The 14,317-nt window shown below is 60.3% G+C and carries 13 protein-coding genes; 4 read left to right on the top strand and 9 right to left on the bottom strand.

Going from position 1 to position 14,317, the window contains the following annotated elements; all coding sequences use genetic code 11:
* Positions 1-16: 16 nt before the first annotated feature.
* On the bottom strand, positions 17-1,174 hold the full coding sequence (locus G3N95_RS18425; RefSeq protein ID WP_205971528.1) for a muconate/chloromuconate family cycloisomerase: 1,158 nt from the start codon (positions 1,172-1,174) through the stop codon (positions 17-19).
* A gap of 90 nt (positions 1,175-1,264) precedes the next feature.
* On the opposite strand from G3N95_RS18425, the gene G3N95_RS18420 reads away from it, so the two are divergent.
* On the top strand, positions 1,265-2,155 hold the full coding sequence (locus G3N95_RS18420; protein ID WP_205971527.1) for a LysR family transcriptional regulator: 891 nt from the start codon (positions 1,265-1,267) through the stop codon (positions 2,153-2,155).
* Between the two features lie 17 nt (positions 2,156-2,172).
* Here G3N95_RS18420 and G3N95_RS18415 read toward each other — a convergent pair whose 3' ends face one another.
* Both G3N95_RS18415 and G3N95_RS18410 read right to left on the bottom strand, forming a co-directional pair.
* Positions 2,173-2,655, bottom strand: coding sequence for a hypothetical protein (locus G3N95_RS18415; protein WP_205971526.1), 483 nt, complete (start codon positions 2,653-2,655; stop codon positions 2,173-2,175).
* Between the two features lie 171 nt (positions 2,656-2,826).
* Positions 2,827-4,047, bottom strand: coding sequence for a YbfB/YjiJ family MFS transporter (locus G3N95_RS18410; RefSeq protein WP_205971525.1), 1,221 nt, complete (start codon positions 4,045-4,047; stop codon positions 2,827-2,829).
* A 275-nt stretch (positions 4,048-4,322) separates the two neighbouring features.
* Between G3N95_RS18410 and G3N95_RS18405 the strand changes: the two genes are divergently transcribed.
* The 3 genes from G3N95_RS18405 to G3N95_RS18395 all read left to right on the top strand — a co-directional run bounded on the left by G3N95_RS18405 (position 4,323) and on the right by G3N95_RS18395 (position 6,722).
* Complete coding sequence (locus G3N95_RS18405) at positions 4,323-4,754, top strand: cupin domain-containing protein (protein WP_205971524.1); 432 nt, start codon at positions 4,323-4,325, stop codon at positions 4,752-4,754.
* Positions 4,755-5,203: 449 nt separating this feature from the next.
* Positions 5,204-5,527, top strand: coding sequence for a DUF3331 domain-containing protein (locus tag G3N95_RS18400; protein WP_241018682.1), 324 nt, complete (start codon positions 5,204-5,206; stop codon positions 5,525-5,527).
* A 523-nt stretch (positions 5,528-6,050) separates the two neighbouring features.
* Positions 6,051-6,722: an NAD(P)H-dependent oxidoreductase gene (locus tag G3N95_RS18395; RefSeq protein ID WP_205971522.1), complete on the top strand. Its 672-nt coding sequence runs from the start codon at positions 6,051-6,053 to the stop codon at positions 6,720-6,722.
* A 75-nt stretch (positions 6,723-6,797) separates the two neighbouring features.
* Here G3N95_RS18395 and G3N95_RS18390 read toward each other — a convergent pair whose 3' ends face one another.
* From G3N95_RS18390 to G3N95_RS18365, 6 genes are all read right to left on the bottom strand, one after another.
* Complete coding sequence (locus tag G3N95_RS18390) at positions 6,798-7,349, bottom strand: Rrf2 family transcriptional regulator (protein WP_205971521.1); 552 nt, start codon at positions 7,347-7,349, stop codon at positions 6,798-6,800.
* Between the two features lie 103 nt (positions 7,350-7,452).
* Positions 7,453-8,379 (bottom strand): LysR family transcriptional regulator, encoded by a 927-nt coding sequence (locus tag G3N95_RS18385; protein ID WP_205971520.1) that lies wholly within the window; start codon positions 8,377-8,379, stop codon positions 7,453-7,455.
* 242 nt (positions 8,380-8,621) lie between these two features.
* On the bottom strand, positions 8,622-10,091 hold the full coding sequence (locus G3N95_RS18380) for an NCS1 family nucleobase:cation symporter-1 (protein WP_205971519.1): 1,470 nt from the start codon (positions 10,089-10,091) through the stop codon (positions 8,622-8,624).
* Between the two features lie 748 nt (positions 10,092-10,839).
* Positions 10,840-11,790 (bottom strand): GNAT family N-acetyltransferase, encoded by a 951-nt coding sequence (locus tag G3N95_RS18375; protein ID WP_205971518.1) that lies wholly within the window; start codon positions 11,788-11,790, stop codon positions 10,840-10,842.
* A 70-nt stretch (positions 11,791-11,860) separates the two neighbouring features.
* Positions 11,861-13,249, bottom strand: a complete 1,389-nt coding sequence (locus tag G3N95_RS18370) for a lysine N(6)-hydroxylase/L-ornithine N(5)-oxygenase family protein (RefSeq protein ID WP_205971517.1) — start codon at positions 13,247-13,249, stop codon at positions 11,861-11,863.
* 64 nt (positions 13,250-13,313) lie between these two features.
* Positions 13,314-14,312, bottom strand: a complete 999-nt coding sequence (locus tag G3N95_RS18365; protein WP_241018680.1) for a GNAT family N-acetyltransferase — start codon at positions 14,310-14,312, stop codon at positions 13,314-13,316.
* Positions 14,313-14,317: the final 5 nt, after the last annotated feature.

Genomic DNA, 14,317 nt, shown 5'->3' with positions numbered 1-14,317 from the left:
TCCAGCACCGTCATAGCTAACCTTTGACCACACTCGCGCCGTGCTTCGAATCGCGGCGCAGTCTCCCGATCTTGTCGAGGTCGAGTTGAATACCGAGTCCGGGGCCATGCGGCAACTGCAACGAGAAGTTCTCGTAGCGCAGCGGCTCCGTGAGAATTTCTTCCGTGAGAAGCAGCGGCCCGAACAACTCGGTGCCCCACTTCAATTCGCGGAACGTGCTGAACAGTTGCGCGGATGCCATCGTGCCGATCGCGCCTTCGAGCATCGTGCCGCCATACAGATCGATGCCGGCAGCGAGCGCGATGGCCGCCACGCTCGCCGCACCCGTCAGGCCACCCGACTGCGCGATCTTCACGGCGAATACATCGGCGGCGTGCGCGCTGGCGATGTCGAATGCGTCGACGGGACCGTGCAGCGCTTCATCGGCCATGATCGGCACCTTCGACAGATGCGAGAGTCGCTTGAGCCCGCGCTGGTCTTCGGCGGCAATGGGCTGCTCGATCAGATTGCAGCCTGCGTCCGCGAGGCGCTCGCTGGCCCAGATCGCTTCCGTCTGGCTCCATGCCTGATTCACGTCTACGCGTACTTCGGCGCGATCGCCGACGGCGGCCTTGATCGCAGCCACATGCGCGATGTCGTCGGCGGGTGCACGCGTGCCGATCTTCAGCTTGAACACGCGATGCCGCTTCTTTTCCAGCATCAGATGCGCTTCGTCGATATCGCGGCCGGTGTCCCCGCTTGCCAGCGTCCATGCAACTTCGACGGAATCCGTCACGCGGCCGCCGAACAGTTCCGACAACGGCACGCCGAAGCGTTGTGCCTGTGCGTCGAACAGCGCGGTTTCGATGCCGCACTTGGCGAAGCGGTTGCCCTGGAAGCATTCGCGCAGCTTCGCCATTGCCTGGCCAGGACGGGTCGCGTCCATGCCCTTGAGCATCGGCGCGAAATAGGTGTCGATATTGGTCTTGATGCTTTCGGGGCTTTCCTCGCCGTAAGCGAGACCGCCGATCGTCGTCGCCTCGCCCCAGCCCGTTATACCATCCGCGCATTGAATCCGGATCAGCACGAGGGCCTGGCAATTCATGGTGGCAACCGACAGGCGGTGCGGGCGAATCGTCGGAACATCGACGAGAATGGTCTCTACGGCTTGTATCTGAACGGGGCTTGGTATCATACGGCTCTCCTGCTGTTGTGCTCATACTAGGGGCGCCGGCGGAATCCGTCCAAGACCGATTGAGTCTATTTCCATACCTTCGGGGCATAGATGGAACTGCGTCAACTTCGCTATTTCGTGGCCGTCGCCGAGGAAAGGAACTTCACCCGGGCGGCCGAACGCCTGAACATGACGCAGCCGCCGCTCTCGCGGCAAATCCAGCAGATCGAAGACAGCGTGGGCCTGGCGCTGTTCGAACGCGGCGCGCGTCCTCTCAAGCTGACGGAAGCGGGCCGCGTGTTTTACGCGCAGGCGAAGCGCCTGCTCGAAGAGAGCGATGAACTCTTGCCGCTCACGCGGCGTCTCGCGCAGTTGGCGGAGCGCATCGTGGTCGGCTTCGTGCCGTCCACGCTATACGGCCCGCTGCCCGATGTGATCCGTGCGTTCAGAGAGGCCGCGCCGCTGATCCAGATTTCGTTGATCGAGATGTTCACGATCGAGCAGCTGAGCGCGCTCAAGGGCGGTCGTATCGACGTGGGCTTTGGCCGCCTGCGCTTCGACGATTCGCAACTGGCGCGCGAGGTGCTTGTCGAAGAGCACCTGATTGCGGCCCTGCCTGCGGGTCATGCGCTCGCCGATGCATCGAAGCTGACGCTCGACGCCCTGTCGAAGGAAACGCTGATCATCTATCCATCCACGCCGCGTCCGAGTTACGCAGACCAGCAGCTCTCCGCGTTTCGCGATCACGCTGTGGAACCCACAGCGATCCACGAAGTGCGCGAACTGCAAACGGCGCTCGGACTCGTGGCCGCGCAAGTGGGCGTGTGTCTCGTGCCGGAAAGTGTGAGGGGTTTGCGGGCGCGCGGCGTGACGTACCGGTCGATCGACGAAACGCAGGTGTCGTCGCCCATCATCATGAGCCGGCGTTTGCAGGATCAGAGTCCCACGACCGATCTGTTCTGTTCGATTGCGCGCGATCTGTTCAGGAAGCCGACCGCCTAGCGAAACGTACGCCGCGTTTATGGCTTCTGGGTGCGGCCGTTGTCGTCATTCCACGCGACGTAGCCGATGGCCGCAGGTCGCGTGACGCGCGACAAACCCAGCGCAAGCAGCGCACCCGCCTTCAGCACGCATTCGACAAGCGATTGCGCGAAAATCCACGCCGACCCGTTCAGTTCGACAGGCAAACCCGGCACGATCGCAACCAGGCTCAGTCCGCAGAGAAACGAAAAGATCCATTGCGCACGCCTGATTCCGCATGCGGCTGCAATGCCGATCACCGTCCATACGATCTTCGCGAACGCGAGTGCCGCGATGCCAACTTCGCCCGCAGAAGGATCGAACTCCGCGGATGTTTCGATCAGCGACCAGCCGCACACGCCGAGAATGAGCAGGTGCGGTACGAGTGCCAGGCGCGTCGACGGCGATGGCACGGCCGCCGACCGCCGCGAATCGGCGTCGTCCGTGTCATTCCGGAACGAACGGTCCACGCCTGCCTTCACGTTCTAAACCTCCGCGTCGATACAGCTGCATGCGCACGTCATGCCAAAAACTGGATGAGGGCATTGTCGGCCGTCGAGGGCGCTGTCGGTAGTTAATCCTTGTTAACGTGAAGCGCCCGCTCATCCTCATTAGACGATCTGATCGAGCGTTCTTTTCAAACGAAGCGTGTGCTATGCATCGTTGCGATCTCGTGCGAGCCACGGCGATGCAAAGTCTGTGATCACGAGCAACACGAGTGCTGCCGCGCCAATCGCAAACAGCAGCCGGTGATTGCCGCCGCTCGCATTGAACAGCGCCGAATATGCATAGCCTGCGACGGCCTGAAACGCCGCAAAGGTGGTCGTCACGCGGCTCCAGACCCTCTGCTGCCTGGCATGATCATGCGGTACGACTTCATGCACACGCGTAAGCATCATTGGCACGACGCCCGGCGGGAAGCTGCCGATGACGAGCGTCAACACGCCAATTACGATCTGGTTGCCGGACACCGCCAACACCGCGACGACGAACACCTGCAGCAGCGACAGCACGCGGATCGCGAAGCTTCCGCCGAAACGATCGGCCACGAAACCATATACAGGGGCGCCGAAAATTGCGCCTATGCCATACAGAATCCAGTATGACGCGCCTACGTGTGCGCCCGCTCCGAGCCCGCGCGCGATGAAGTCGACCAGAAAGACCATAGTGGGAACAAGGCCCAACGCCATCAATGCGTATTCGGCGTACAGCACGCGAACGATCGAGGGGTCATGTGTTTTCTCCGTCGACAGCCCATGTCCGGCGTGTACATGTTTTGTTGCGGATGGCCAGCCGTACCAGGTCGCGACCGTCAACGCCGCCGACAGGACGGCAATACCGATCCACGTATTGCGCAAGCCGAAGTTGAGCAGCAGCGGCACGATGGTTCCGGATGCTGCAATGCCGACGCCAAGTCCGAGAAAAATCGAACCGCTCGCGAGCCCTTTGCGATCGGCGGGCACATGCGGCAGAACCGTGGCGGCGACCAGCACCATGATCGCTCCGCCCGCGACACCCGACAACAATCGCCAGAAGAAAAACCACGCGACGGATACCGGGAACGCGCAGGCGAGAAACGCCGCCGAGACCAACACCATCATTGCGCGCAGTGTGTAGGTGTTCGTCAACCGATGCGCAACAGGACGTCCCAGCAGCGCGCCGAGCAGATAGCCCGCAAGATTGGCTGCACCCAGATACACGACATCCGATGCGGCGAACCAATGCGCCTGAATCAGCGGCGGAATGAGCGGTGTATAGGCGAAACGCGCCAGCCCGATTCCGACAAGGCTTGCGCTGAAGCCCGCAAAGATGTGCCGCCAGATGGCAGCTCGACCGCCGAGGGCGGTCGTTGAACGTGATGCATCCGTAGACATGAAAACAGCTTCCGCGTGAAGCCGCGCGACGCGCGGCGGTTTGCCGGTAGCGGAACGAGTCGCCCGCCATCTTTGACAAGACTGTCAATTTCGCGAATTCTAGACATCAATGACAAAGATGACAAGAATCCATTTCGATGAAAGGGTGAAATGGATCGACTGCGGCATGGCCAACGGAACGCCTCCTTGCACGTAAGCGCAAAAGTGATTATTCTCCGAACTACGACAACACAAGTCGTAGTTACTGCAGTCGATATCTTTTATCGGAGAGTCAAGTGAAATTTGTTCATACCGTTCTTGCATATACAGCCACCGCCTGCATCGCGCTGAGCGCAGCACACGCGGCGCACGCGCATGGCGTCGATGGCCCGCGCGAGCACATCAGCCCGGCGTTCCAGACGGCAATCGCAAACGTGCCGGGCAAGACCATGACGGCCATCGTCGTCGATTACAAACCGGGTGGCGTGTCGCCATCTCATCGTCATGGGCAGGCATTCGTGGTCGGCTACGTTCTGCAAGGCGAGATCCGAAGCAAGGTCGACGATGGCGAAGAGCACGTCTATCACGCAGGTGAAAGCTGGACGGAAGCCCTCGGCGCGCATCACATGGTCAGCGAGAACGCGAGCAAGACCAAACCCGCCAAGCTGCTCGCGATCTTTGTCGCCGACGACAACGATAAGGACCTCGTTACCTGGGACAAGAAGTAATAGCGATGCATATTTATGCCGATATCAAGCCCTCAGGCCATGCGCGTAGATAGCGCACGCGCTTTGGCCGGGCTTAAGAAGTTCAGCGACCTGAAGCGCGACAAGATTACGTTGCGCATTCCGGTTAACAACGCTTAACTTGCTGTATGGCCGCCTGAACGTCCAATATAGAGTCACGGCGCGTTGATGGCGGGAATCGATTTCGCGCATAACTGCGCGCCATGCAGGCATGTCGCTGGAACTGCCTTGCGAGCCACACCGTACAACACGTCAGCAGCAGCACCTCGGCCGCGTCAGAGCGTGCCGCCAGCCAAACTCTGTGACGGAGGTGAATGATGACTCGTCCGGTTGAAGAAGATATCGTTCGACGCGCATTGGTGGGCGTCCTGATGCCCACACCCCTTGAATCGATCAAGAAAGCACAATACGGTCCAAAGAAAAAATTCCGCATGACCAAGCGGCCGCCGCCGGAAGCACTCGAACCTGCTCCCGCCGAGCCGCCGCCGGCGCATATCTCCATCCTCGAACAACTGTCGTCGAAGACGTTGAGCGTATGCTGGAGCGATCCGCGCTCAGGTCATTACGCGGATCAGGTGTGGCGCATCGGTCTCGCACGCATGGATTCGTTCTGTGTATTGACAGGCATGCCGATACGACGCGGCGACCCGGTGTTTCGCCCGCGAGCATGCGAGAGCTACTTCCCCGCCAATCGAGACCGGATGATTCTGGCATCCGCGGTACCGTCTTGTCCTAGCGGTATCGTGCTCGATTGAATTCGAACGCACGGTCATTCGCATACTGTAGAGCCTGAACAAATCTTAAGCGCCACGGGCGGCAAAGCCTTTGGCGCTTCCTGTCATCGGTGCTGCACGTCGCTAAATGACGCACGAGCCGCGCAACATTCGTTGCAGGTGCAGCATCGAATCTTCACGCATGACCCGCAGGGTTTGTGTGTCTTTGTCACACGCGTGACTTTTGGCTAGTCCATAGCCGCCAGTCTGACTAGACATCGAAGCGACGACAGCACGGTGGCACCTTGGTCGCGACCGGCCCACATAGTGGTGTCGCAACCGCATGCATACGCGAAACACTGAATCTCGTTTTCCTCCCCTATCCGTCGCACTACATGCTAAAGCTTCCGCGAGAGCCTTATTGCGCAAGGCCGCGGCGCTTTCTCACACGTGTTCGAAGTACATGCGCACGGTCAATCGCTTGCGTCCCGGCAGTTGCAGAGTTCTGCCAATTTCCCTATCCTCTCAACTACGATACGTATAGTCGTAGTTAATGGAGAAAGAAATGAAGATTTTCCACGTCGATTCGAGCGCCAAGCGCGAGCGATCCAATTCCCGCGCGCTGTCGCGCGAGTTCATCGAGAACCTGCGTGCCGAAGGCGTGGATGTCGAAGTCGACTATCTCGACGTCACCGTCGATACGCCCGCGCACGTCACCGAAGCGTTCGCCATCGCGACCTACCACCCGGAGCACGAACGTACCGAGGCCATGCGCGGCACGCTGGCGCCGTCCGATGCGCTGTGCAAGCGGCTGCTGGAAGCCGACGCCTTCGTCTTCGCGATGCCGATGTACAACTGGTCCATGCCTTCGGCGTTCAAGGCGTTCATCGACAACGTGACGCGTACGGGCGTGACCTACAAGAATTCCGAGGAGGGCACCATCGTCGGCCAGTTGAACCGACAGAAGACGCTGTTCATCACCACGCGCGGCGCCGATCTGCGCCCCGGCACGGTGTTTTCGTCGATGGATGCGCTCACGCCGGCGCTCAAGGCCGCATTCTCTTTCATCGGGGTCAACGAGCCGTGCTTCGTCGACGCGCAACCGTTGCAGTTCTCCGATCAGGAAGCGCGCACGGAAGCACTGAAGCGCGCCAAGGCAGAACTTGCCGGCGTGGCCGCCGAGTGGGCCGCGTGGGAACGGGCACGCGTCGGCAACGCACTGGTCGAAGCGGCTTAATCGTCAGCACAAAGTCGAAAAGAAAAGGCCGCAGCTTTTCAGGCTGCGGCCTTCGTCATATCGACTGCCTGTATCTCAGGAGCGTTGGCCGGAAGCCGCCCCGCTGCGATCGCGCCGCCGGCCTGTCGCACGGCCATCCAGCCATTTGACGACTTGCGGCCCATACGTGCGCGGCGCCTTCGCGGACGTGCGCACCGCGAGGTCATGAAGCGATTGCGAAGCCAGTGCTTCACGCATGCGCTTTTCCGCGTTCTGCATCACGGCGTGAATCGAGCAGACGCCGCTGGACGCCCATGCCGGTGCCGTTTCACCGAATACCGCACAGCGCGTGCGCACCTCCCTGCATTCGAACAACTGTTTGTCGCCGTCAATGGCCGTCACGACGTCGAGTACCGAAATCTGATTTGCCGGACGCGCAAGCGCAAAGCCGCCCTTGGCGCCTTCCGTCGCAATGACTAGCCCCGCTTTATGCAGCTTGGTAAATAGTTTCGCGACGTAGTCGGCGGGCACGCCCTGCAACTCGGCCAGATCGCGCACGCTCGCCTCGGAAACGCCGCCAGGCGCCGTTTCCGTGAGATAAAGCAGGCAGTGCAAGCCGTATTCGACACCTGCGCTGATGTGAGACATAGCCACTCCGACAAAGTTAATCGCAGTTAGGCTACCTGCTTTCGGATGCCGGTGCAACTCGTCGTACGGCTAAAGTCTGAACAATCGGAAACGGAGAGCGATGCTAAAGCGGACGAAGACTGTCTAGCGGATGCAGTTCGAGCGTATCGTCGACGGCCAGCTCACGCGCAATGAAGTCGATCAGCGTACCCACCCGCCGGCTCGGCATCGCACCTGCATAGACAGCGAACAGATCGACGCGCTCGCCGATGTACTGATCCAGCGCCGTCTCGAGCCTGCCCGACAACAGTTCGTGATAGACGTCCCAACGGTTTTTCAGTATCACGCCATAACCGTTCACGGCCCATTCGCGCAGCACGCCGCCATCGCTCGCCACGCGATTGCCCGATACCCGGACGGCGATCTGCTTGCCGTCGACGACGAAAGGCCAGTTCGCGAACGGCGCATCGGGCCGCGCGAGGATCAGGCAGTTATGCGACGACAGTTGCGACGGATGCATCGCCTTGCCATGCGTCGCCCAATAAGACGGCGCGGCGCACACCACGCGCGGCCCCGTCAACAGCAGCCGCGCCTTGAGCCGCGAATCGATCAGCGGACCATTGCGCAATGCGAGGTCCAGATGTTGATCGACTAGGTCGATCACGCCATCCGTCAGCAGCACCGACACCTGCACTTGCGGGTACAGGCTCATGAACTTGTCCAGCAGCGGCACGACACGCGTGCGGCCGAAATCGGTGCTGGCCGTCAGCCGGATGGGGCCGTTCAATGGACCGTCTTCGCGCAGACTGAGAATCGCCGCATCCCAATCGGCAAGCACACGGCGTGCGTCGTCGAGAAAGCGCTGACCTTCGTGCGTAAAAGCCAGGCGTCGTGTCGTGCGCATGATGAGACGCGCGCCGACTTCCTCTTCGAGCTTTTGCAGCGCGAGCGTTACCGTCGATGTCGACACCGTGCTCTTCCGCGCAGCCGCGGAAAAGCTCCCGGCTTCGGCGATTTCGACAAACAGCCTCAACGCGTCAAGCCGGTCCATCTTCGTGTCCGTTCGAAAGGGCTGGCAATATGGAGTTGTTTCGATTCGACGGCCCTGCTGGTATATGCGTGCGCATATGAAGGCAGTGGCGCGCCCTTGCACGTCACGAATCGACTCCTGAGTATCGAATACTTTGATCGGTCTCTAAAGACAAACTAGCGCCCAAATCCGTCCATCACGCCAACGCGTGAGCGTATGTGCTATGGCTGCAGACGTCCGCGAATGCAAACGAAACAGGCCGGTCACGTCCTGCGCGCGATTCGCATCATGACGACGTACAACAACGCACCCGCCACGGCGCCCATCAGCCAGCCAAAGTTGTTTTCAGGCAGCACGTGCAGTAGTTGCGTGCACAATTCCCAGCCAATGGAAATGCAGCCCGACAGCACGAGCGCCGCCACGCCCACCCGGTTCCAGCCGCCGTCGTAGTAGAAGCGGCCCGTGGGCGCCATCGTGTACAACTCGGCAGTTTGTACCTGCTGCTTCTTGATCAGGTAGAAGTCGGCCATCATCACCCCGTATAGCGGTGCGAGCACGGCGCCGAACACGCTGACGAAAATCGTAATGGCCTTGGGACTGTCGACGAAGATCCACGGGCAAACGACGACTGCGAGAATCGACGCGATCAATCCGCCGCGCTTGAAGTCGACATGTTTGGGGAACAGGTTCGCCACGTCATACGCAGGCGAGACGAAATTGGCGACAATATTGATGCCCATTGTCGCCACGATGAACGTGAGGCTGCCGATCACCACGGCTACCTTGTTCTGAATGTGCGCGACGATCGCGACGGGGTCCATGATCATCGAGCCGAACACGCTTGCGCTGCCCGACGTCACGATCACCGTGATGATCGCAAAGACGATGAAGTTGACGGGCAGTCCGAGAAAATTGCCGATCTTCATTTGCTGCTCGCTCTTCGCAAAGCGCGAGAAGTCGCCGAAGTTGAGCAGCAGCGCAGCGAAATAGCTGATGACGAGCAGCACCGCATTGCCCATGCCCGCGAATTGCTCCGAGCCCGTTAGCGTTTTGCCGCCAAGCGTCAGACTCAGGCTGCCAAGCCCGGCCTGCGAAAGAATCCACGCCATCAGCGCAAACATCACGACGTACACGGCAGGCCCGCAAAAGTCGATGAACTTGCGGATTGTCTCCATGCCTCTTTGGAAAATGATCAGCTGGAAGATCCACATGAAGAGGAAGCTTACCCAGCCCAAACCGTCCAGGCTCAGGAAACTGACGTTGCGCAATGCGACCGAAGCCGGAATGAACAGGAGCAGCAGCGTCGCAACCGCTTTGGAAGCGAAGTAGGTTTGCACGCCATACCAGACGATGCCCACCACGCCGCGTATCACGGCGGCGAGGTTCGCGCCCATCACGCCCATGCTCACCCGCGCCATCACGGGGAATGGAATGCCGTGCATGTAGCTCGGCTTGCCGACCCAGTTCATCAGCACGTAGACGACAAGGATGCCGACTGTCAGCGCGATCAGCACCTGCCAGCCGGAAATCCCGAGCAGGAAGAGACTCGCCGCGAACGTATACCCGCCGACGCTATGCACGTCGGACATCCACATCGCAAAGATGCTATAGCCCGTCCACGTGCGCCGCGTATGAGGCACGGGCGCCAGGTCGCGATTGTGCAAGCGCGAATCGGCCTGTTCGATGGAATCGCCGACACCGTGCGGTGCATCGAAAAGCGGTGAGGTGGACATGGCTCCCCCTGCTGAAAGAAGCATGGCCGTCTCCCGAAGACCGCCATGGCATGACGATGCAACGTAGCGCGAAGGCACGGATTAAGACCCGGTCGAAATCGCAGGCTGCGATGAAGGGTCCTGTTTCTGCAATATAGATTGTTCTAGTAATAAAAGCGCTTGTCGATATCGTCAAAAATGGGCTGGCAGCCGATTTTTGAGGGGAGATAGCCCCGAACGCGGTCCCCGCGAGAGTTAGCGATGACAATACGCCTGCTATATCTTCAGACGATATCGCAAGTCTTCAAGTAGAACCCAACCCCTTGGGAGGCCTTGCGCGCCGAACGAATCCTCAATTCTCCATTGAAATGCGTTTCGCCTGCGCTGGAATCGCACTTTCAATTTCCGCCTGTTGTTGAAAATCCAAAATGCGCTTCCAAAAGTATATTCAGTTGACGGGCGATAATCGTCCGTATAAGTTTTTGCTTTGTAATTCAAAAATCAAAAACAGTGGCTTCAGCTCAATACGACGAGAGGCGACCGCTTACCGTTACGGTCGCAGGGATCACACACACGGGCTCCTATCGGGTAATCGACGGAACCGTTATTGTCTATTTCGGTTGGGATATCCGCTCCGCTCAATGCGGAATGGACCGTCCTGAGACAGTCGCGCGCTGGTTATTACTCGACATTTGCAAAAAGGCCGAGGCGAAAAAGCGCAAAGGCGGTGACGTAAAGCGCCAATTGCGCCTGACCTGATTCATCGCTTTCAAGGCCCGAACTGCCCGAAGTACGCCTCGCGCTCGACAATGACGAGCGCCGCGCGCTTGTGCGGAAAATCGAACTCCTTCAGCGTATAGGCGCCCAGCCGATGCATCCACGCGATATGCCGCGTGTGATCGATGCGCGGCTCGCCGACCACGCGTTGCGTGCGCGGATCGTCGATGAACATGTAGTGCAGGATGCCGTTGAACCACGCGCGCAATTTCCCCGCGCTCTGATAGTCGCTGTTACCCACCAGCAGATGCAGGCCGCGATCGAAATCACCGGCATCGTAAAACGGCGCAACGCGATCTTCTTTCGCCCAATACACCTCGAAGTACGCGAACGGCACATCGTCGAAACAACCTATCAGAGGATGCACGTGCGGGTCCGCGCACTGCTCGGTCAAATATGCCGCATGCTCCTCGCGCGTGCCCTTGAAGTCCCAGAAGTGCGCGACGCGCTCCTGATTCTGCCAATAGTGAAAGATATCGGTATCGCGCTCCACATCCACCGTGCGCAGGCTGAACGTCATGCCCACGGTCGGCATGAAGCGGCGATACACGACGCCCTCCGGCTTCGGCGCGCGCACGGGATGACGCCGCTTGTGATCGACCGTATAACGCACCGGCATGCCCGCCGATGAAGGCGCGGTAAGCCACAACGACGGCTGCTGCCAGAAGGTCGCGCGCGATGCCGTCAGCCGTAGTGTCGAACCCACGCATTCCGCCGTGTCGACGATGCCCTCGCGAATCGCGCGCGTGACGAATGCATGCGTCGCGTCATCGGCGGGTTCGAACGGCACGTTCAGCGATACCAGCTGCCGCTTCGCATCGCGGCAAAAAATCTCCGCGAGCGCGGGCAACAACTGTTCGGGCGCCGCATCGCGCGGCCACGCCGTCAATGCAAATCCGTCCGGCGTCGGAACAAGTTCCTCAAAGCCCACGCGAGCGTTCATGCCTGTCTTCCTTTCCTCAATTGATCCAGCTGATCGGGTAGTCGATCGGTTTGCCAGGTCGGCATTATTTTCAAAGAGCGAACGCCACGCGATCGCCGCTCTGCGCCGTCCGCGCTTGCACTGCAACGCCGCCTTCGTTCTTGCCCGCTTCTAGCGAGCCGGCGATCTCGTCTGCGCGGCGCGCGAGCACCGAAAGCAGGGTGTCGCTCAAGCCGTGACTGTCCTCGCAGCATCCTTGCAGATAGATGCGCGGCTGAAAATGCGCGGGCGTCGCGAGCAGATAATCGCGCGCGACTTCGCATTGCTCGACGGGCTTGCCCAACGCCTCTGCGAGCGGATCGAGCAGCGTGTGATGCGCATCGCGCCGATAGCCCGTCGCGAGCACAACGGCATCGAAGCGCTCCATCGCCGCATCGCCGTCCATGCGATCGCGCACGCGCATTTCGATCTCGTTTCCGTCTGCGGTTTGCAATTCACGTACCGATTCGATCGCACAGTTGTTCAGCAGACGATGACGCGATGCACCGCTCACGTTCTGCACGTACAGCAACTCGTAGATCTGTTCGATCAATGGCCGGTCGACCACCGAGTAGTTGGTGTCGCGGAACGTATCGAGCAGCGAGCGTCGCGCGTCTTTGGGCTGCGAGTAAATAAGGTCGGTGAACGACGGATTGAAAATTTCATTGACGAACGGACTGTCGTCGGCGGGCTTCAATGCCGGCGCGCGCATCATGAGCGTCGCATCGACGTGCGGGAAACGGCGCGCCAGATCGATGAACACTTCGGCCGCGCTCTGGCCGCTGCCTACGACGGCAACGCGTCGGCGTTGCGCAATGTCGCGCGTTCCGCCGCCGACGAGACCGTCGATCGACGTCAGATAGCCGGACGAGTGAATCACAGCGGCCTCGCGCAACGCCTCGAACGCAGCCGGAATCTGCGGCACGCCCCCCATCCCAACCGACAGCGCGCGCGTCAAACGATGACGTTCCTTGCCTTGCGCATCGCGCGAATGCACGCGCAGATGCGTGACGGTGCGCGGATCGTTGGCGTCCATCACAGGCTCGATCCTCGTCACCGACTCGCCGTAATGCACCTGATCGTCGAACGCGCTCGCGACCCAGCGAAGGTAGTCGTGAAACTCGATTCGCGTCGGATAGAAGTTCTTCAGATTGACGAAATCCTGCAGACGCCCACGCTCGAATAGATAGTTGATGAAGGTGAAGCGGCTCTTCGGATCGCGCAGCGTGACGAGATCCTTCAGAAAAGAAATCTGCATGCGACTATCGTCGAGCAGCATACCGCGATGCCAGCCGAATTCCGGCTGCCGTTCGATATAGCAGTGCGCGGCCGGCGCACTGCCGGTCTCCGCGAGGCGCACGGCCAGCGCCAGATTCGACGGCCCGAAGCCGACGCCGATCAAATCGTGAATGTGTTCTCGTTGAGTCGTCAAATGAGTCATCAAATGTCTCCCTTCTACCAGTGGCGACGGACGTTATGGTTGCAATCCAGAATGCGGCGGAACATCACAGATGCCTGCCGTCGAAGAACCCTTCGCGGATGACACGCATCAGCAGCGCGCGCTTATGCGGAAAATCGAAATGCGCGATGCTCGAAAAGCCGTGTCGTTTGAGGTAATCGATCATGCGTGCGTTATCGTGGCGCGGCTCGCAGACGACGGCCTGAGTACGCGGATCATCGAGAAAGAGGTAATGAACGAGCGACGGCAGCCAGGCCGCGACACACTCGGCGCCGCGCCAACGCGTATCGCCCACCAGCATGTGCAGGCCGCGATCGAAATCCGTCGATGCCGCGAACGGCGCAATGCGGTCCTCCTTTGCCCAGTACGCTTCGAAGTAGCCGAACGGCTCGCCATCGAACGCGCCGATCAACGGATGCATATGCGGGGTCGCCAACGCGCGTTCCAGATACGCTCGATGCGCGTCGAGCATGCCCGCTTCGTCCCAGAACGCATTGACGCGCGGCTCGTTCATCCATGCATGCAGGTGTTCGAGGTCTTGCGCGACGGACGCCGTGCGCAACGTGAAGCGATGCCCAAACTCCGGCACGTCGCGCGCATACACGATCCCGTCGCCATACGGCGCACGCCGCGGATGCCGTGCGCCATCCGTCATCGCATAAGACAGCGCCGTGATGGGTGTCGATGCGGCACGCGTGAGCCACAAATCGGGCTGCTGCGCCCACGCGTCGCGCATGCAGACGTTCTGCGCCGTCAGCACGCCGCTGTAACGCAGCGCGTCGAGCGCATCGCGATGCAGCTTGCCGGTATCGAGCGCAACGCTCTTGCTGTCGCGGCTCGCACCGAACGCCGCGCGCAATGCAGCCAGCACCGCGCGACGCTGTCCGAGCGGCGAGATGCCCTTGCACCATTCGACGATGCGCATACCGTCTGCGCGCGTCCAGCTCGCATGCAGCACGATCCCTTCGGCGCGGCCGTCTTCCGCCACGGTGATCGCATCGCCTTCCAGATAAGCTGCCAGCGAAGGCTGCTTGAACGTATTCATGTCTT

The sequence above is a fragment of the Paraburkholderia sp. Tr-20389 genome, from assembly GCF_017104565.1.
Lineage (GTDB): Bacteria > Pseudomonadota > Gammaproteobacteria > Burkholderiales > Burkholderiaceae > Paraburkholderia.
Note: the sequence above shows the minus strand (reverse complement) of the source record. Positions and strands in the feature narration are given on the sequence as shown.

Excerpts from the sequence above, each read along its gene's own strand:
- G3N95_RS18425 (WP_205971528.1), bottom strand. The coding sequence starts at position 1,174 with ATGATACCAAGCCCCGTTCAGATACAAGCCGTAGAGACCATTCTCGTC.
- G3N95_RS18420 (WP_205971527.1), top strand. The coding sequence starts at position 1,265 with ATGGAACTGCGTCAACTTCGCTATTTCGTGGCCGTCGCCGAGGAAAGG.
- G3N95_RS18410 (WP_205971525.1), bottom strand. The coding sequence starts at position 4,047 with ATGTCTACGGATGCATCACGTTCAACGACCGCCCTCGGCGGTCGAGCT.
- G3N95_RS18400 (WP_241018682.1), top strand. The coding sequence starts at position 5,204 with ATGACCAAGCGGCCGCCGCCGGAAGCACTCGAACCTGCTCCCGCCGAG.
- G3N95_RS18395 (WP_205971522.1), top strand. The coding sequence starts at position 6,051 with ATGAAGATTTTCCACGTCGATTCGAGCGCCAAGCGCGAGCGATCCAAT.
- G3N95_RS18390 (WP_205971521.1), bottom strand. The coding sequence starts at position 7,349 with ATGTCTCACATCAGCGCAGGTGTCGAATACGGCTTGCACTGCCTGCTT.
- G3N95_RS18385 (WP_205971520.1), bottom strand. The coding sequence starts at position 8,379 with ATGGACCGGCTTGACGCGTTGAGGCTGTTTGTCGAAATCGCCGAAGCC.
- G3N95_RS18380 (WP_205971519.1), bottom strand. The coding sequence starts at position 10,091 with ATGTCCACCTCACCGCTTTTCGATGCACCGCACGGTGTCGGCGATTCC.
- G3N95_RS18375 (WP_205971518.1), bottom strand. The coding sequence starts at position 11,790 with ATGAACGCTCGCGTGGGCTTTGAGGAACTTGTTCCGACGCCGGACGGA.
- G3N95_RS18370 (WP_205971517.1), bottom strand. The coding sequence starts at position 13,249 with ATGACTCATTTGACGACTCAACGAGAACACATTCACGATTTGATCGGC.
- G3N95_RS18365 (WP_241018680.1), bottom strand. The coding sequence starts at position 14,312 with ATGAATACGTTCAAGCAGCCTTCGCTGGCAGCTTATCTGGAAGGCGAT.